At 68.0% G+C, this 16745-nt stretch carries 13 protein-coding genes; 3 read left to right on the top strand and 10 right to left on the bottom strand.

Features of this window, described 5'->3' with window-relative positions; genetic code table 11:
- Window positions 1-118: 118 nt before the first annotated feature.
- Window positions 119-799, bottom strand: coding sequence for a cyclic nucleotide-binding domain-containing protein (locus DDE13_RS19080; RefSeq protein WP_111405829.1), 681 nt, complete (start codon window positions 797-799; stop codon window positions 119-121).
- Between the two features lie 233 nt (window positions 800-1032).
- Here DDE13_RS19080 and DDE13_RS19075 point away from each other — a divergent pair, with 233 nt between their 5' ends.
- Complete coding sequence (locus DDE13_RS19075) at window positions 1033-2217, top strand: DUF4331 family protein (protein WP_162631093.1); 1185 nt, start codon at window positions 1033-1035, stop codon at window positions 2215-2217.
- A 23-nt stretch (window positions 2218-2240) separates the two neighbouring features.
- On the opposite strand, the gene DDE13_RS19070 is transcribed toward DDE13_RS19075, so the two are convergent.
- Genes DDE13_RS19070 through DDE13_RS19055 form a run of 4 tightly spaced genes read right to left on the bottom strand, consistent with a single transcriptional unit; the run spans window position 2241 to window position 8662 of the window.
- On the bottom strand, window positions 2241-3122 hold the full coding sequence (locus tag DDE13_RS19070) for an adenylate/guanylate cyclase domain-containing protein (protein ID WP_111405827.1): 882 nt from the start codon (window positions 3120-3122) through the stop codon (window positions 2241-2243).
- 14 nt (window positions 3123-3136) lie between these two features.
- Window positions 3137-4288 carry an FIST signal transduction protein gene (locus tag DDE13_RS19065; RefSeq protein ID WP_111405826.1) on the bottom strand — a complete coding sequence of 384 codons (1152 nt, stop codon included), beginning with the start codon at window positions 4286-4288 and terminating at the stop codon, window positions 3137-3139.
- A 30-nt stretch (window positions 4289-4318) separates the two neighbouring features.
- Entirely contained in the window at window positions 4319-6370 is a 2052-nt protein-coding gene (locus tag DDE13_RS19060; RefSeq protein ID WP_111405825.1) for an alpha/beta hydrolase family protein, read from the bottom strand.
- A gap of 3 nt (window positions 6371-6373) precedes the next feature.
- Window positions 6374-8662: a pyridoxal phosphate-dependent decarboxylase family protein gene (locus DDE13_RS19055; protein ID WP_111405824.1), complete on the bottom strand. Its 2289-nt coding sequence runs from the start codon at window positions 8660-8662 to the stop codon at window positions 6374-6376.
- 219 nt (window positions 8663-8881) lie between these two features.
- On the opposite strand from DDE13_RS19055, the gene katG reads away from it, so the two are divergent.
- A complete protein-coding gene (gene katG, locus DDE13_RS19050) occupies window positions 8882-11068 on the top strand; it encodes a catalase/peroxidase HPI (protein ID WP_111405823.1) in 2187 nt (728 codons plus the stop codon).
- Window positions 11069-11148: 80 nt separating this feature from the next.
- Here the strand turns inward: katG and DDE13_RS19045 are convergent, their stop codons facing one another.
- Window positions 11149-12093 carry a 1-phosphofructokinase family hexose kinase gene (locus tag DDE13_RS19045; protein WP_111405822.1) on the bottom strand — a complete coding sequence of 315 codons (945 nt, stop codon included), beginning with the start codon at window positions 12091-12093 and terminating at the stop codon, window positions 11149-11151.
- Window positions 12094-12289: 196 nt separating this feature from the next.
- Between DDE13_RS19045 and DDE13_RS19040 the strand changes: the two genes are divergently transcribed.
- Window positions 12290-12724 (top strand): FKBP-type peptidyl-prolyl cis-trans isomerase, encoded by a 435-nt coding sequence (locus tag DDE13_RS19040; RefSeq protein WP_111405821.1) that lies wholly within the window; start codon window positions 12290-12292, stop codon window positions 12722-12724.
- A 54-nt stretch (window positions 12725-12778) separates the two neighbouring features.
- On the opposite strand, the gene purU is transcribed toward DDE13_RS19040, so the two are convergent.
- From purU to DDE13_RS19020, 4 genes are all read right to left on the bottom strand, one after another.
- On the bottom strand, window positions 12779-13660 hold the full coding sequence (gene purU, locus DDE13_RS19035; RefSeq protein WP_111405820.1) for a formyltetrahydrofolate deformylase: 882 nt from the start codon (window positions 13658-13660) through the stop codon (window positions 12779-12781).
- 20 nt (window positions 13661-13680) lie between these two features.
- Window positions 13681-14583 carry a bifunctional methylenetetrahydrofolate dehydrogenase/methenyltetrahydrofolate cyclohydrolase FolD gene (gene folD / locus DDE13_RS19030; protein ID WP_111405819.1) on the bottom strand — a complete coding sequence of 301 codons (903 nt, stop codon included), beginning with the start codon at window positions 14581-14583 and terminating at the stop codon, window positions 13681-13683.
- Window positions 14580-15161 (bottom strand): sarcosine oxidase subunit gamma, encoded by a 582-nt coding sequence (locus tag DDE13_RS19025; RefSeq protein ID WP_235868779.1) that lies wholly within the window; start codon window positions 15159-15161, stop codon window positions 14580-14582. The genes folD and DDE13_RS19025 overlap by 4 nt, the downstream gene beginning before the upstream one ends.
- Window positions 15154-16745, bottom strand: a 1592-nt coding sequence (locus DDE13_RS19020) for a glycine cleavage T C-terminal barrel domain-containing protein (RefSeq protein ID WP_328587854.1), incomplete at its 5' end; no start/stop codon positions are given. The genes DDE13_RS19020 and DDE13_RS19025, both read right to left, overlap by 8 nt.

Here is a 16745-nt window from a genome sequence, read left to right as displayed (position 1 = left end):
GGGCCTGCGGGCCGACGTGATCCGCTTCGGGCTGGCCGGCGCGGTGCCGGCGCTGCGCGGGGTCTGGGCGGCAGGGCGGCAGGTCGCCTGAACCCGCCGGGCCCGGCCCCGGTGCGCGTCATGCCCGCTGGGGATCGTGGCTTGCGCCGGTCAGCTTGCGTGCCGTGTCCCTGTGCAGATCGTCGAGCACGGCGGCGCGCAGGTCGGTATCCCGCGCCAGCAGGGCCGCCAGGGCCGGGCCGGACATAGCAAAGCAGCGCAGCGCCTCGCGCGCCCGGACCGTTGCCGATGCGGGCCCCTGCCGCAGCGCCTGGATTTCCCCCGCGAAGCCGTGGTCCAGCCGTGCGACGATCACGCCGCCCTGTTCGACCTCTGCCTGCCCATGGGTGATGTGATAAAGCGTGGTGACCGGCGCGCCTTCCTGCGTGAGCGTGGTACCCGGCGCGATGTTGCGCCAGAAACCGACATCGAGCACGCGCCGCGCCTGTTCCCGGCTCAGCCGCGGGAAGGCTGCGCGGACAAGCGCCTCTTCCTCGGGCGTCATGCGCACCCGCCGGTCGCGCAGGAAACGCCGCGCCAGCCCGAACAGGCTGATCGCCACCCAGCAGCCCTGCACGAGCGCTGCGGCAAGGTTGAAGGTCTGGCTGAGGCTGACCAGCAGCAACAGCGCGGCCGCAAGGTTCAGCGCCGGGTAGAGATAGCCGGTCCCGCGCAGCAGCCCGGCCTGCAAGAGCCCGTAGGCGAGAATGTAGATGCCGACGCCCGCGAGCCCCGCGCCCTGTGCCACCTGTCCGGACATGTCGCCTCCTTGCGGATCGATCAGTTTGCGGCCCCGCCTTCGTGCGTGCGCCGCAGGTTGGCGCAGGGGCCACGGGGTGACAACCGATTTCAGTGCGCTGGAACACGGTGCCGCCGTGGATTCCGTTTTACCCGCATGGGCAGAGCGGCTAGCGTCGCAGCATGGAAGAGCAGGGGGTGCAGATGACGGGTCATGCAAGGGCACGAACCGGGAGCCGGCTGGCGGCAGGGGTCATGGCCGCCGGTTTGGTGGCGGCAGGGTGCGCCGCGGCGTCGGATCACAAGGACAGCCCCGCGACGCGCGCCAACCCGGCGGCGGATATCGGCGACATCTTCATCTTCGAAGGCCCGCAGACCGGCGGTCTTGCCATGGTGATGACGGTCAACCCGCTGTCGGGCGCGCCGGATGAGGACTCGCCGCCCTCGGACAGCATCAAGCTCGATCCGACGCTGGTCTACCAGTTCAAGCTGGACACCGATGGCGATGCGCGCGCCGACATCGCCTACAAGCTGCGGGCGGCGGATATCGACGGCGAACCGCAGAAACAGAGCATCACGCTGCGCCGGGCGTCGGGCGCCGAAGCGCGCGCCAATGGCTGGCAGGGCGACGTGATCGCCGAGGGCTTCACGACCGCCCTGAACGCACCCTTGGAGGTGGCGGAGGGCAAGGCGGGCGAGTTGCTGTTCGCGGGCGTCCGGCGCGATCCGTTCTTCTTCGATTTCACCGATGTGCAGGCGCCCACGGAACTGGCGATCCGGCAGGCGCTCGGGGCAGGGGACGACCTGCCCGCCGAGCCGTCGTCGATCCTCGCCTTCGGCAAGACCGACATGACGGTCATCGTGCTGGAGGTGCCGATGATCCCCGAATTGCGGCAGGCCGGGTTCTGGTCCGTGGTCGCCAATGACGCCGGCACCGCCGTGGACCGGATGGGGCGCACGGGCATTCAGGGCATTTTCCTGGTCGATCCGCCGCCGGGCCGCAACCCGGAGCTGTATCTGCCGCGGGAGCGGGCGAAGTATCCGACCATCGGCGATCTGAACGACGCCTATAACAGCACCGCGCCCGCCGACGACCCGGCGCTGTACGGCGACCAGTTCGCGTATCGCTTCGCGCAACTGGAGATGGAAGAAGCGCGGATCGACGAGCGGGTGGAGTTCTACCTGCCCGACATCCTGCACTGGGACGCCGATGCCGATCCGCGCGGCTATCCGCACCAGCGCAGCCTGCGCGAAGACAGCGTGTTCTGGACCATCGCCAACGTGAACCCGTTCTATTTCGCCCCCAAAGGCACGGTGCTGCCGCGCTACAGCGACCAGCCGCTGAGCGACCGCTTTCCTTACGTGGCGGCGTCGGTGCACCAGGACTACCAGACGCCAGACAGCCTGGTGCCCGTGCACCCGATCTACATGGACCGGTGATGATGTTCTGATCGCTGGGGCGGTCAGATCTCGAAGCGATAGACGGTGACGTCGCCGATACCCTTGGCCTCCACCGCGCCAAGGGCATGGAGCGCGGGATCGCCGCCCAGCAGGTCGCGGGTGGATTGCGACAGGGTGATCGTGTTGGGCGCGCAGGCCTTCACGACCCGCGCGGCGGTGTTCACCGTGTTGCCCCAGATGTCATAGCTCAGCCGGTCATGGCCCACGATCCCGCCGGACAGCGGCCCGCTGTTCAGCCCGATCCGCACGTCCCACATGCGCGGCCACTTGCCGGGCCGGGCGCGCGCGTCGCGCACGAACATCAGGATCTCGCGCGCGGCGCCCAGCATGTGGCGCGCGTGGGACGCGTCGTCGCCGGGGCGCATGCCCGCCACGCACATGTAGGCGTCGCCGATGGTCTTGACCTTCTCGACACCGTGCCCCGCGATGATGCGGTCGAAGGCGGAATAGTAATGATCGAGCATCTCGACCAGCGCCACCGGGTCGAGCCGCTCGGTCGCCGCCGAGAAGGCCACGAAGTCGGCGAACATGACCGTGGCGCTTTCGACCCGGCGCGGCTGCACCCGGCCGGTGGATTTCAACTCAGCCGCCACGTCGTCGGGCATGATCGAGCGCAGCAACTGGTCCGTGCGCGCCTGTTCCGCCTGCAGCGAGGCATAGGCCTGTTCCAGTTCGCGCGACTTGGTCTCGATTTCCGCGCGGGACGCTTCGACTTCCTTGATGATGTTGCGCTGGAACGTGTGGCTGGCATCCATCAGGTTTTCCAGCTCGGCCTGCGTGCGCCGTGCCTTGTCCAGCTTCTTGCGCAGGATGCGCAGTTCCCGGCCGGTGTCGTGCGACTTGTCCGGGGACGCGTCCGTCGCGTTGTCGCGTGCGCCATCCATGGGTCGAAACCCCCTCAGCCAGCCCGTGTGCCGAGAAGAACCGCCACCAGTGCGTTCGTATGGGTCAGCGACCGGCCATTCGGTCCGCCGGGGCAGATCTCGCCATAGGTATAGAAGCCTGCGGTCGGTATCTCGGTGCCGATGATCTCGGTCAGGCAGCGGTATTCCTCGTTCGTGCGGGTGCCCAGCACGGCGCGGCGCCCGGCGCAGGAAAACACCAGTGCCGCCTCGGGCTTGCCGCCGGGAAAGCCGGCCATGGCCTGTTCGCCCGCGGACCGCGCCGCCGCGATGATCTCGTCGCGGGTGGCGGTGGCGATCTGCACCTCGCTGTTGGCGGGGATCGGGTTCACGAGATGGATCGACCCGCTGTCGCGGTCGAACCGCTGCGGCGTGCTGAGCACGTAGCCGCCCCGTTCGGGCACATGCACCGCCAGCGGGAAATGCACGGAATGCGATTGCACGTAGTCGTCATAAAGCTCCACCGCCGGGCGGCCGCCGATTTCGTGGATCTCCGCGCCTTCGGCCCGCGTGACCATGTGGCGCGATCCCAGCGGGGCGTAGCCCGTCGCAACCCCGCTCGACACCACGAGCGGCCCGCTCAGCAGCATTACCACGACCGCGTCGGTCAGCACCGCGTCGTTGCAGATCTGCCCGGTCTTGGTGAAGCGCAACTGGTCCCCCGCGGCCCCGCCGACGATGGGAAAATCCGATCCCAGCGCCGCGCGCAGACCGTCGAGGATGTGGTGGATGTTGGTGCCGATCCCCTCGGGCGTGGCGATGCACAGGGCCGGTTCCTGGCCGCTCCCGGCGCGCGCCATTGCCACCGCGTCGGCCGTGGCGCGCGCGGGGTCGCTGGCCGCGCCCTGCCCGTAGCCCACGCTGACCTCCACCGTGTCGGACGCGATCAGGGTGATGACGATGCTGTCCTCAAGGAACCCCGCCGGGCCGCTCAATTCGCCATCCGTGGTGCAGCCCGACACTGGCACGCCCGGCAAGCGGTCGCGCAGGATCGCAGCCATGACAGGCAGGTCGATGTCGATCGCGGCGAAGACGAGCGCGCCGCGCGGGGGCGTCCCGTTCAGCCGTTCGAGCGCATTGTCCAGCGCCTCGTGGGTGGCGATGTCGGTTTCGGGGTCTTCGCTGTGACCGGTCACGATCTTGAACATGGCGTTGCCTTCCCTGCGGTTGTCGGGACCTTACCCCTCCCGGTTGCGAATGTCAGGCTGGATTGTCACACCCTGCGGCACGAAGCCCATGATTTTCCCGTAAAAAGCGAGTTCCTCGCTCAGGGACTGAACAATATGGGCACGCTGTTTGAAGCCATGGCCTTCGCCGGGATAGAACTCCCACGCGACGGGCAACTTGCGGTCAAGCATGGCGTCGATCAGTACCTGCGCCTGCGCGCGCGGCACCACCGGGTCGTCCTCACCCTGGAAGATGATGAGCGGGCAGGCAATCCTGTCGGCATGGTACAGCGGTGAGCGCGCCTTGAACACGCGCTGTGCCGCCGGGTAGGGGCCGACGAGAAGCTCGGCGTAATGGGCCTCCAGCTTGTCGGTGAAGCGCGCGATGGCCTGCAGGTCGGAGATGCCGTAGTAACTCGCGCCCGCCGACAGCAGATCCGTGAAGGTTGCCAGCGCCAGCGTGGTATAGCCCCCCGCCGATCCGCCGCGCGACACGATGCGGTAGCGGTCCACCTTGTCCAGCGCCACGAGATGCCGGGCGGCGGCCACGCAATCCTCGATATCCACGACGCCCCAGTCACCATACATGCGCTGGTGATAGGCCCGCCCGAATCCCGTCGAACCGCGATAGTTCACGTCGAGCACGGCGAACCCGCGCGACGTGAAGAACGCTATATCCATCGACAGCGCCGCGCCTGCGGGGCCGGTCGGCCCGCCATGGATCACGATGATGAGCGGTGGTCGGTCGTGCTCCGGCGCGCGGGCTTCCGGGTTTGTCGGCGGATAGAAGAAAGCCTGCGCGGTTTCCTTCTTGTCGCCATGGTCGGGGCCGGTTGCGAAGCGGATGGGTTCCGGTACCGGCAGGCAGGCGCGTGCGGCGTCGGACAGGCCCGGATTGGCACTGCGGATTTCGTGCATCGCGCCCGTGGCAAGGTCCATGCGCACCACGGCTGCGGGCGCGTCGAACCGCCCGCCCACGAAGACAGCGACGCCATTCGCTGCCCGCAGGTGGGTGATGCTGGTGTAGGGCGTGTCGATCGGGGTCAGCGCGCCGCTGCGCAGGCAGACCCGGCCCAACTGCCACAGCCCGCCGCTGGTCCATGTCGCAAGCGCGGTGTCGGCGTCGAGGATCGCATAGCTGGCCGTGCCCAGCCGCCACGGCGGCGACGCGAATTCCGCAGAGTCCCGCGTGACCGGGACCAGGTCGTCGCCGTCCACCCGGTGGATGTTCCACCAGCGGGTGCCGTCGATCTTTAGCCGGTCGGAGACGACGTAAAGCGTGCCGTCCGGTCCCCAGACGGGTTCCAGGATCGATTCGTCGGAATAGCGCAACGCGGCCTGAAAGACCGGGTTCAGCGCGGGGTCTATGTCCGCCGCCGGTGCGCCGCCGATCGTGCGCACGGAGATCGCCGCACCAGAAGCGTCCAGGTCCGCCACCTGCAGCCGCGTGCCGTCCCACGGCATCGACGGGTAGTCCCACGTGATCCACGCCATGTGCCGGCCATCGGGCGACAGGCGCGGCATGGCGTAGAAATCCCCGCCCTCGGCTAGCGTCACCGGCAGCCGCCGACCCTCCATGTCGAGGGCGACGAGGGTCTGCCGTGCCTGCCCGTTCAGCGGCCGGTCCGGGTCCTGCCGCACGGCGAACACCACGCCGCGCGTCGGGTCGGGCGTGATTTCCGACAGGCACCCGGCCACCAGCGGCGTGACCGGCGCGGGATATTCCCCCGGCACCTGCCGGTAGAGCCGCAGGTCCCGCGTGCCCGTGACCTGCGCACTGGCCATGTTGGAAAACCACACCACCCCGTCGCGCACACCCATCGCCGCGCCGCCATAGCCGTTGATCGTCGTCGCGGCGCTATAACCCGGCGGGGTCACGTCCTCCGCCCCCGCCGCACCGGTCCAGCGCATCACCACCGACCGGCCTTTTTCGTCGGGGCGGCTTTCGATCCACCAGACGGCATCACCGTCGAGCGCGGTCAGCTCGAACTTGCGGGCGCCGGCGGCAAGGTCGTCGGGCGCGATGGGCGAGGGCCACGCGCCGTAGGGCAGGGTTTCGACCATCGCTCAGGCCACCCCATCGAAGGGCGTGAACCCATGTTCGCGCACAAGAACAGCGGCACAGTCCAGCGCCGTGCGTTTGAAGGCATCGACCACATAGGGCAGGTAATTTCCCTTGGCGGTGGCCGTCACCCAGGGGTCCTGTGTCGTGGACACGAGGAACTGGATGCCCGTGCCATGGGTCGGCCCGACGCCTGCGCGCGCGGCGAAGGCATCGACGAAATCCTGCCCGTAATCGGCGACTTCGAAGCTGGAGGCGGTGACGAACATCGGCTTTTCGGGCACGGTGCCGCCGTTGAAGTCGCTGATGCTGAGCCGCCGGTAGATCGCGTTGGTCAGCTCGTTCATCAGGCCGATGTCGCTGTTCCAGCCCTCCGCCGTGCGGAAATTCACGGCATAGGTGATGATGTTCTGGTCGGACCCGAGATCGCGGAAGACCTGCAACGCGTCCTGGTTGTCGGCGAGATACGCCACAAGGTCGTCGTTTTCCCGCGGCACGATCTCGTCATGCAGGAAATCGAGCTGCGCACGCAGTTCCGCCGCGGTGCCGCCCGCCTTTTCCACCGGCATCCGCTGGAATGGCACGACGCGGATCGATTCCGCCGGGGCGCCCTTGCCGTAGCCGATGGACACCAGCCCGGCATAGAGCCGCTTGGAATTGAAGATGCACTTGCCCAGCAGCTTGCCATAGCCCGACCGGTCAGGCCGGATGATGGCGTGCGACAGGTATACCCCCGCCGCCGCCGCGCCGGGCTTCGATCCTTCGATGCCGTAGACGCCCACGGTCGGGTCCACGCCGCCATGGAACACCACCGGCGCGGTGAAGGCCACGAGGTCGCGCATCGCGCCGTTGCGATAGCACAGCGCGCCCGCCGGATAGGGAATGAACCCGCCCTTGTGCGGGTCCACCGTCTGGCTGTCGGTATGGGGCAGGGCGGCGTAGTGCCGGGTGACGTAGTCGCTCATCAGCATGGCCGGGGTGTGTTCCATCCCCGCCTCCGCCTCGTCCGGTTGAAACACGGGACCGTCCGGGTCGGCCCCGCAGGGCACACGGTTGATGCTGTTGAAATACCCGCCCCATGCGCCATCGACATGGAGCACGAATTCCAGCCCCATCTGCCTGTATTCCTCGCGCATGGCGACGATGTCGGCCAGCGGATCGACGGCGGACTCCTCGGTCGTGCCCATGACGGCGACGACTTCCATGACCGGGCGCTTTTCGCGGAGGCACTGGTCGAGCATCCGGCGCAGTTCGACCAGCGACATCCGCCCGTCGAGGTCCACAGGCACCTTCCACACATGGCTGAACCCCAACCCCAGGAGTGCTGCACTTTTTGGCCACGAATAATGTGCCGTGGCGGGGGTGATGACGACCGGCAGGTGCGGCGCGTCCGCGGCAAGGAACCGGCGCTGGAATTCGGCCAGCCCCAGCGCCTGCACCGAATGGGTGTTCAGTGCTGCCTCGATCGTCTTGGCGTCCAGCCCGCATTCCGATTGCAGACGCGGCGACAGGGCGATCACGTCATCGACGCGCAGGTTCAGAAGCGACCATGTGTCGAGGTCCAAGAGATGCGCGCGCCCGCCCGTGGGGCAGGGCACGGTCAGCATCCGGCCCGCCGCCATCTCGGGCATCCCCTTGATCGCGGCGGCCAGGGCGATGGGCAGCAGTTTCAGGTTGCGCGCCGCCCACATCGATTCGCCGTTGGCCACGGACCCGTCGCAGGTGATATGGCCCCAAGGTGCGATGGCGCCCGCGTGGATCTCGGCCTCGGTCGGGGTGTCGTAGCCGAGCATCGCGCACAAGTCGCGCCCGACCTCGATTTCGAGCAGGGTCGTGACGGGGGAGGCTTCGGCGGCGACGTTGTTCTGGTTGTAGAGCATCGCGGCGAAATACCCGACCATGCCCGGAAGGGTGACATCCCAGTACATGTGCGACTGGTTGCGATAGCTCGACAGCGGGATGGACCCGTGCAGGTCGTGCAGCATCTCGCGCAGGTTGTCGCGCAGCGCGTCGGTGGTGTGCGCGTAGCCCGGCAGCGCCTTGCGCGCCGCGGTCACGTAGAGCGGGTCGCCGAACTGCTTGCCATAGGCTTCGCGCGCGTCGCAATTGGCATCGAGCGCCATGCCGACGAGTTCGCGGAACAGGTCCCGGTTCTCGCCCATCGGCCCTAGAAACCAGCCGGAAAGCGCCGATGTGCCGGGTTTGCCGGCCAGCGACAGGCGATCCTGCGTCGCGCCATGGGCGTGAAAGGCCCGAAGCTTCTGAAGAAAATCCGCCGCGCCGTCATGTGCCATTCTGGCCTCCCTGGTCAATTAATTGACCCATGGATAACGCAGAAAGGGCTGTGACGCGACAGTGCAATCAAAAGATGAACTCGTCGCGCATACATCAGGCAGGCTTATGGAACCATTCAGAAAACGGTATTTTGCTTTATTGAACCTGTCGGATATGGATCGTGCGAACGAGGGCGACTCGGCCCTCGCGCCAACCTAACAGGCAAGCGGGAGACGATCATGGACGGCAACGATGTGAACGCGAAGGGCAAATGCCCGGTGATGCACGGGGGCCTGACGGCGGCCGGCGTGTCGGTGATGGATTGGTGGCCCAACGCGCTCAACCTCGACATCCTGCACCAGCACGACTCCAAGACCGACCCGATGGGGCCGGATTTCGATTATCGTAAGGAACTCAAGAAACTCGACGTGCCCGCGTTGAAGGCTGACCTGCACGCGCTGATGACGGACAGCCAGGACTGGTGGCCGGCCGACTGGGGCCATTACGGCGGCCTGATGATCCGCATGGCATGGCACGCCGCGGGCACCTATCGCATCGCGGACGGGCGCGGTGGCGGCGGCACGGGCCAGCAGCGTTTCGCGCCCCTGAACTCGTGGCCGGACAACGCCAATCTCGACAAGGCCCGGCGCCTGCTGTGGCCGATCAAGAAGAAATACGGCAACAAGATCAGCTGGGCCGACCTGATCCTGCTGGCGGGCAATGTCGCGTATGAATCCATGGGTCTCAAGACCTTCGGCTTCGGCTTCGGGCGCGCCGACGTTTGGCACCCTGAAAAGGACGTGTACTGGGGTGCGGAAAAGGAATGGCTGGCGCCGTCCGACGCCCGCTATGACGACGTCTCGAAGCCCGACACGATGGAAAATCCGCTTGCGGCCGTGCAGATGGGGCTGATCTACGTGAACCCCGAGGGCGTGAACGGGGAACCCGATCCGCAGGCGACCGCCGGGCAGGTGCGCGAGACCTTCGCCCGCATGGCCATGAACGACGAGGAAACCGCCGCGCTGACCGCGGGTGGCCACACCGTGGGCAAGTGCCACGGCAATGGCGACGCGGCGCAACTGGGCGAGGCGCCCGAGGGTGCGGGCGTGCACGAGCAGGGGCTCGGCTGGAACAACCACACGTCGCGCGGCGTGGGACGGAACACCGTGACCGGCGGCCCCGAAGGCGCATGGACCACGAACCCGACGAAGTGGGACATGGGCTATTTCGACATGCTGCTCGACCATGAATGGGAGCTGACCAAGAGCCCCGCCGGTGCGTGGCAGTGGAAGCCCGTGGACATCAAGGAAGAGGACATGCCGGTCGATGTGGAGGATCCGTCCATCCGCGTCATGCCGATGATGACCGATGCCGACATGGCCATGAAGGTGGACCCGGTCTACCGCGAGATCATGGAGCGGTTCCGCAAGGATCCCGACTATTTTTCGGACACCTTCGCGCGGGCATGGTTCAAGCTGACCCACCGCGACATGGGCCCGAAAGTGCGCTATTTCGGTCCCGAAGTGCCGCAGGAAGACCTGATCTGGCAGGATCCTGTGCCCGCGGGGTCCACGGATTACGACGTGGCCGCGGTCAAGGCGAAGATCGCCGATGCCGGTCTGTCGGTGGCCGACATGGTCGCCACCGCATGGGACAGCGCGCGGACCTTCCGCGGGTCGGACATGCGCGGCGGTGCCAACGGCGCGCGCATCCGGCTGGCGCCCCAGAAGGACTGGGAAGGCAACGAACCCGACCGTCTTGCTCGCGTGCTGGGAGTGCTGGAGCCCATCGCGGCGGAAACCGGTGCCAGCGTCGCGGACGTGATCGTGCTGGCGGGCAATGTGGGCATCGAAAAGGCCGCGCAAGCTGCGGGCATCGCTGTCGACGTGCCCTTCATGCCGGGCCGGGGCGATGCCACGGACGAGATGACCGATGCCGACAGCTTCGCGCCGCTGGAGCCCATCCATGACGGGTTCCGCAACTGGGTGAAGAAGGACTATGTCGTCGGCCCTGAGGAACTGCTGCTCGACCGTGCGCAACTGATGGGCCTGACGGCGCACCAGATGACCGTGCTGGTCGGCGGGATGCGCGTTCTTGGCACCAACCACGGCGGCAGCGCGCATGGCGTGTTCACCGACCGGGTCGGCGCGCTGACGAACGACTTCTTCGTCAACCTGACCGACATGGCCTTCAAGTGGGAACCCACCGGCAAGAACAGCTATGCCATCGTCGATCGCGCGTCGGGCGACACGAAGTGGACGGCGAGCCGCGTGGATCTCGTGTTCGGGTCCAACTCGGTCCTGCGCAGCTATGCCGAGGTCTATGCCCAGGACGACGCGCACGAGAAATTCGTGCACGACTTCGTCGCGGCCTGGACCAAGGTCATGAACGCTGATCGGTTCGAGCATCTCGCCGAAGCCGCGTAAGGCGCGCATGGCAGCCGGGCCTGTCCCGGAACTCTGACGTACCGAACCCCCGCCGCGCAGTGTCGTGGCGGGGGTTCTCTTTACAGGGGGCTGCGCGTCACCTCGGTCACGAACCGCTCCACGTCATCCCGGTCGCACAGGTCCGTATCCGGTGTTGTGACCGCAGAGGCGGCTGCCGCCACGCCAAGCGCGCAGGCGGTCACCGGGTCGTCGCCACGCGACAGCGCAAGTGCGAAGCCGCCCACGAAACTGTCGCCCGCGCCGACCTTGGACACAGGCACCACCACCGGCGGGCGCAAGAGCCCGCGCCAGTCCGGCGTGACAATCACCGTGCCCATGGCACCCGCGGCGATCATCACGATCTGCCCGCCGATGTCCCGGTGCAGGCGGCTGGCGTAATCCGCGATCTCGTCCAGCCGTTTCAGCCGCGCGCCGGACAGTTCCTGCGCTTCTTCCTGGTCCATCCGCAGCGCGAAAAGCCCCGTGCCCGGGCGTGCCGCCGCCCGCAGCGCGGCCCCCGATGTGTCGAGGATCATGCGCCCGCCCGCAGCCTCCACCTCCCGGTTCAGCGCCACGAAGAAATCGTTGGGAAGCCCCGGCGGATAGCTGCCCGACGGGATCACCAGCGCACCCGGTTCCAGCGCCGCAAGGATCGCGGCCCGCGCCGCGGCGCAATCGGCCCCACTCCAGTCCGGCCCGGGCATCATGAAGCGGTATTGCAACCCGGTGCCCGCATCGCGCACCGTCAGGGACTGCCGTGTCGCGTGATCCACCCCCAGGGATCGCGGCACAAGCCCCTCCGCCCGCAGCGCATCCGTCAGCGCAGCGCCCGTCGGGCCCCCGTAAGCCAGAAGCGTCGAGCTGGTCCCGCCCAGGTTGGAAATCGCGCGCGACACGTTCACGCCGCCGCCACCGGGCTGCACCCGCGGGGCGGTACACCGCAGCTTGCGGTCCGGGATGACGGCTGGTGCTGCGGTGGACAGGTCCAGCGCGGGGTTGACGGTGATGGTCAGGATTACGGTCATCGAGGGCCTTTCGGGATCGTCGCGTCGTCCCGGATATAGCCCCGCGCGCGCCGGGACGCGGGGCGGCGATACCGCGCAGGCGGGCCGGTTTACACCGCCGCGTCGCCTGTTACGCTATGGTCATTCGTCGGCGGGGTGTGTGCCCCGCCATTTTGCAACCGCAACTTCCCCCACATCATCATCACAGGAGAGACCCATGGCAGAGGTCAAGGCGGGCGATACCGTCTCCATCCACTACACCGGCACGCTGAACGACGGCACGACCTTCGACAGCAGCCGCGACCGCGAGCCGCTTCAGTTCGAGGTCGGCTCGGGCCAGATCATTCCCGGTCTCGACAGCGCGCTGCCCGGCATGGCCGAGGGCGAAACCAAGGCCGTGACCATCGCGCCCGAAGACGCCTATGGCACCGTGAACCCCGAGGCGCGGCAGGCCGTGCCGCGGGCCGAGATCCCCGATCACATCCCGCTCGATCCCGGAACGCAGTTGCAGGTGCAGACCGCGCAGGGGCAGGCGATGCCGGTGGTCGTGGCCGAAGTAACCGAGGACACGGTCGTTCTGGACGCCAATCACCCGCTTGCGGGCGAGACGCTGAATTTCGAGATCGAACTGGTCAAGATCGACGCGGCCTGATCCCGGCCCCCAGATCGCATGACGCGCCCGCCCCATCCGGCGGGCGCTGTCATGTCAGCCCATCCGGTCGGACGAATACGCGCCCGGCGATGCCTGGAACACCACCGTCTTGTTGCCGTTCAGGAACACCCGGTGGTTGGCATGGGCATGGATCGCGCGGGCCAGCACCTGGCTTTCAACGTCGCGCCCGAGGCTGACGTAATCGTCCGGGCTTTGCGCATGGGTCACGCGCACCGTGTCCTGTTCGATGATCGGCCCTTCGTCCAGATCCGTCGTCACGTAGTGCGAGGTCGCCCCGATCAGCTTCACCCCGCGCGCGAAAGCCTGCTTGTAGGGGTTGGCCCCCTTGAAGCTGGGCAGGAACGAATGGTGGATGTTGATGATCCGCCCGGACATCTTCGCGCACATCTCCTCGGACAGGATCTGCATGTAGCGCGCCAGCACGACCAGTTCCGCGCCGGTTTCCTCCACCACCTCCATGATCCGGGCCTCGGCCTGCGCCTTGTTCTGGGGCGTCACGCGGATGCAGTGGAAGGGGATGTCGTGGTTCACCACCGCCTTCTGGTAATCCATGTGATTGGAGATAACGGCCACGATCTCGATCGGCAGCGACCCGATCCGCCAGCGGTAGAGCAGATCGTTCAGGCAGTGCCCGAAGCGTGACACCATGATGACCACGCGCATCTTCGCCGTCTCGTCGCGGAAGGTATAGGTCATGCCGAATTCGGTGGCCGTCTTGTCGAACCCGTCGGTCAGCGCGTCCAGCGTCGCGCCGGTTTCGGGCACGAAGCTGACCCGCATGAAGAAATTCCCGGTCTCCACGTCGTCGTACTGCGCGCTGTCGGTGATGTTGCAGCCATTCTCGGCAAGATAGGTCGAAATGGCGGCAACGATGCCGCGGGCCGAGGGGCAGGCGACGGTCAGGCAGTATTTCATGGCGCGTGGTTCCTTGGTGGTCAGGCGGTCAGGTCGTCGGGCGCGGGCAGGCCCGCCGCGCGGCAGCAGGCGGTGACGGTATTGGCCAGCAGGCATGCGATGGTCATGGGCCCGACACCGCCGGGGACCGGGGTGATGGCCCCTGCGACGGCGGCACACGTGTCGAAATGGCAGTCGCCGACCAGCCTTGTTCCCCCCTCGCCCTTTTCCGGGGCGGGAATGCGATTGATGCCCACGTCGATCACGGTGGCCCCCGGTTTCACCCAGTCGCCGCGCACCAGCTCGGGCCGTCCTACGGCGGCGATCAGGATATCGGCGCGGCGGCAGACCGCTTCGACATCGCGAGTGCGGCTATGGGCGATCGTCGCCGTGGCGCTGTCGCGCAGCAGCAGTTGCGCCATCGGCTTGCCGACGATGTTGGACCGCCCGAGCACCACGGCATCAAGGCCCGACAGATCCCCCAGATGGTCGCGCAGCAGCATCAGGCACCCCAGCGGCGTGCAGGGCACCATTGCTGCCTGCCCTGTCCCCAGCAGCCCGACGTTGGAGATATGGAACCCGTCAACGTCCTTGGCGGGGTCGATCGCATTGATCACCGCGTCGGCGTTCATGTGCGCCGGCAGCGGCAGTTGCACGAGGATCCCGTGGACAGCATCGTCCTGGTTCAGCCGGTCGATCAGGGCCAGAAGATCGGCCTGCACCGTGTCGGCCGGCAGGCGGTGGGTGAAGCTTTCCATCCCCGCCTCGGCCGTCTGGCGGCCCTTGTTGCGCACATAGACCTGGGACGCCGCGTCCTCGCCCACCAGCACCACGGCAAGCCCCGGCGTGATGCCATGGTCGGCGCGCAGGCGGGCGACATGGTCCGCGACGCGCCCGCGGACCGTGGCGGCGAAGGCTTTCCCGTCGAGGATATGCGCGCTCATGCCGCGTCCTCCCGCCCGGCCAGCCGGTCGGCGGCGGTCGCCAGCGCGTGCCACAGCGACCCGGCGGCGCTGCGCATGCCCAGCACGAACAGCCGGTCGGCGGCGGGCCGGATCACGAAAACGCCCATGTGATGCAGCAGCGTCCGGGTGGAGCGCCCCGGTGCCGTGGCGCGCGGCGGCAGGTTGACCAGCCGTTCCAGCAGCAATGCCAGCGCCGCGGCATCGCCCGTGATCGCGATGGCAGCCCATGCGTCGGTCTGTTCGGTCACGCGGGCCTGCGGTGCAGCCAGTGCCACCTCGGCGGCGAAGTCGCGGTCTGCGGCCCCCGCGCCCGTGATCATCCACTGGCCCTGCGCCATCCAGAACGCGCCCAGCCCGTCCGGCGCAGCCACCCAGCCGCCCGGCGCCGGAAGCGCCATGCCGAATGGTCTGGGGGCATCGTCGGGTGCGGCAAGGGACGCAAGCGCCAGACGGTCATCCTCATGCAGGGTCAGGGCGCCGATGGTGCGGGTTCGGGGGGCCGTATCGCCAAGGGCGGTCAGCGGGGTCAGATCGGTCGTGTCTGTCGGATCAATCACGGGGGCGGGTCCCTTCGGGGTCGATGAATTTCGGGGCTACCACGCGCAGACGCACGCTCTGCCCCTCGATCGGGTTGGCGGCGATCACCTCGGTCCCGAGACGGTCCGCGCCACCGCTCAGGTATCCGAGCCCGATGGAGGTTTCCAGATGCGGCGAGAAACAGGCCGACGTGACCCAGCCGAGGTCATGCGCCATGTCCTGCGGCGCATCAGCATCGAACAGGTGCGACCCGGCCACAACCGGCTGCGCGGGATCGACCGGCACAAGCCCCACCAGCCGCCGCGGGTCGTCCGCCAGCCCCGCGCGCCGCGACATCACCGCGCCGATGGCGTCCTTCTTCGCCGACACCATGCGCCCCAGCCCCAGCATGGTCGCCGTGGTCTGGCCGTTCAACTCGTTGCCCGCCGCGTGCCCGGCTTCGATGCGCAGGACACCCAGCGCCTCTGTCCCGTAGGGCGTGACCCCCAGATCCGCGCCGAGCGCCATCAGCCGGTCCATAAGCGCGTTGCCATAGCGCGCGGGCACCGCCAGTTCGTATGCCCGCTCGCCCGAGAACGAGATGCGGAAGAGCCGCGCCCGCAGGCCGCCGCACACGGTCAGCGCGGCGCAGGCCATGAACGGAAAGGCGTCGTTCGACAGGTCGAACCCGTCCACCACCCGCGCCAGCAGGTCGCGCGACGCAGGCCCCGCCACGGCGATCTGCGCCCAGGCGTCGGTGGTTGAGATCAGCGTCACGTCGAGATCGGGCCACAGGCATTGCCGCGCGAACTCCATGTGGCGGTAGATCGCGCCCGCGTTCGCCGTGGTCGTGGTCACGACGTAATGGCCGGGAGCCATGCAGGCGCAGGTTCCATCGTCCCACGCGAATCCGTCCTCGCGCAGCATGAGGCCATAGCGCACCCGCCCCGGTTTGAGCGTGCTCATGGTGTTGGCGTAGACGCGGTCGAGGAACGCTGCCGCATCCGGCCCCTGCACGTCGATCTTGCCCAGTGTCGTCACATCGCACAGGCCCACGGCGGCGCGCACCGCGCGCACCTCCCGGTCCACGGATTGCCGCCAATGGGTCTCTCCCGCCTGCGGGAAGTATTGCGCGCGCAGCCACGGCCCGGCCTCGGTGAACGCGGCGCCCCGCGCTTCGGCGAAGGCATGGGTCGGTGTCAGCCGCGCGGGGCGGAACTGCATGCCGGTGTCGCCGCCGCCCAGCACGCCCAACGACACAGGCGTGACCGGCGGGCGGAAGACGGTCGTGCCGGTCGCGGGGATGTCCTTGCCCGCCAGTTCCGCCATGACCGCGATCGCGGTCACGTTCGCCGTCTTGCCCTGGTCGGTCGCCATCCCGAGCGTGGTCCAGCGTTTCAGGTGTTCGACCGCGCCCATGCCTTCCTGCCGCGCGAGGGTGATGTCCTTCACCGTCACGTCGTTCTGGAAATCCACCCAGGCGCGGCGCTTGCCCGGCACATGCCAGAACGCCGCCCCGGTGGCGGGTTCGTCCGCGGCGCGCGGCGCGTCGGTGGCCTGCGCCCGGATGCCGAGATCGTCCAGCGCCGCCACGGCCTGCGCCGCCCCGTCGGCCAGTGCCGCCG

This window comes from Meridianimarinicoccus zhengii, from assembly GCF_003254465.1.
Taxonomy (GTDB): Bacteria; Pseudomonadota; Alphaproteobacteria; order Rhodobacterales; family Rhodobacteraceae; genus Meridianimarinicoccus; species Meridianimarinicoccus zhengii.
Note: the sequence above shows the minus strand (reverse complement) of the source record. Positions and strands in the feature narration are given on the sequence as shown.

Coding starts and splice junctions, on each gene's coding strand:
- DDE13_RS19070 (WP_111405827.1), bottom strand. CDS start 3,122: ATGGATGGCGCACGCGACAACGCGACGGACGCGTCCCCGGACAAGTCG.
- DDE13_RS19045 (WP_111405822.1), bottom strand. CDS start 12,093: ATGACCGTAATCCTGACCATCACCGTCAACCCCGCGCTGGACCTGTCC.
- DDE13_RS19055 (WP_111405824.1), bottom strand. CDS start 8,662: ATGGCACATGACGGCGCGGCGGATTTTCTTCAGAAGCTTCGGGCCTTT.
- purU (WP_111405820.1), bottom strand. CDS start 13,660: ATGAAATACTGCCTGACCGTCGCCTGCCCCTCGGCCCGCGGCATCGTT.
- katG (WP_111405823.1), top strand. CDS start 8,882: ATGGACGGCAACGATGTGAACGCGAAGGGCAAATGCCCGGTGATGCAC.
- DDE13_RS19040 (WP_111405821.1), top strand. CDS start 12,290: ATGGCAGAGGTCAAGGCGGGCGATACCGTCTCCATCCACTACACCGGC.
- DDE13_RS19065 (WP_111405826.1), bottom strand. CDS start 4,288: ATGTTCAAGATCGTGACCGGTCACAGCGAAGACCCCGAAACCGACATC.
- DDE13_RS19080 (WP_111405829.1), bottom strand. CDS start 799: ATGTCCGGACAGGTGGCACAGGGCGCGGGGCTCGCGGGCGTCGGCATC.
- DDE13_RS19075 (WP_162631093.1), top strand. CDS start 1,033: ATGGCCGCCGGTTTGGTGGCGGCAGGGTGCGCCGCGGCGTCGGATCAC.
- DDE13_RS19060 (WP_111405825.1), bottom strand. CDS start 6,370: ATGGTCGAAACCCTGCCCTACGGCGCGTGGCCCTCGCCCATCGCGCCC.
- folD (WP_111405819.1), bottom strand. CDS start 14,583: ATGAGCGCGCATATCCTCGACGGGAAAGCCTTCGCCGCCACGGTCCGC.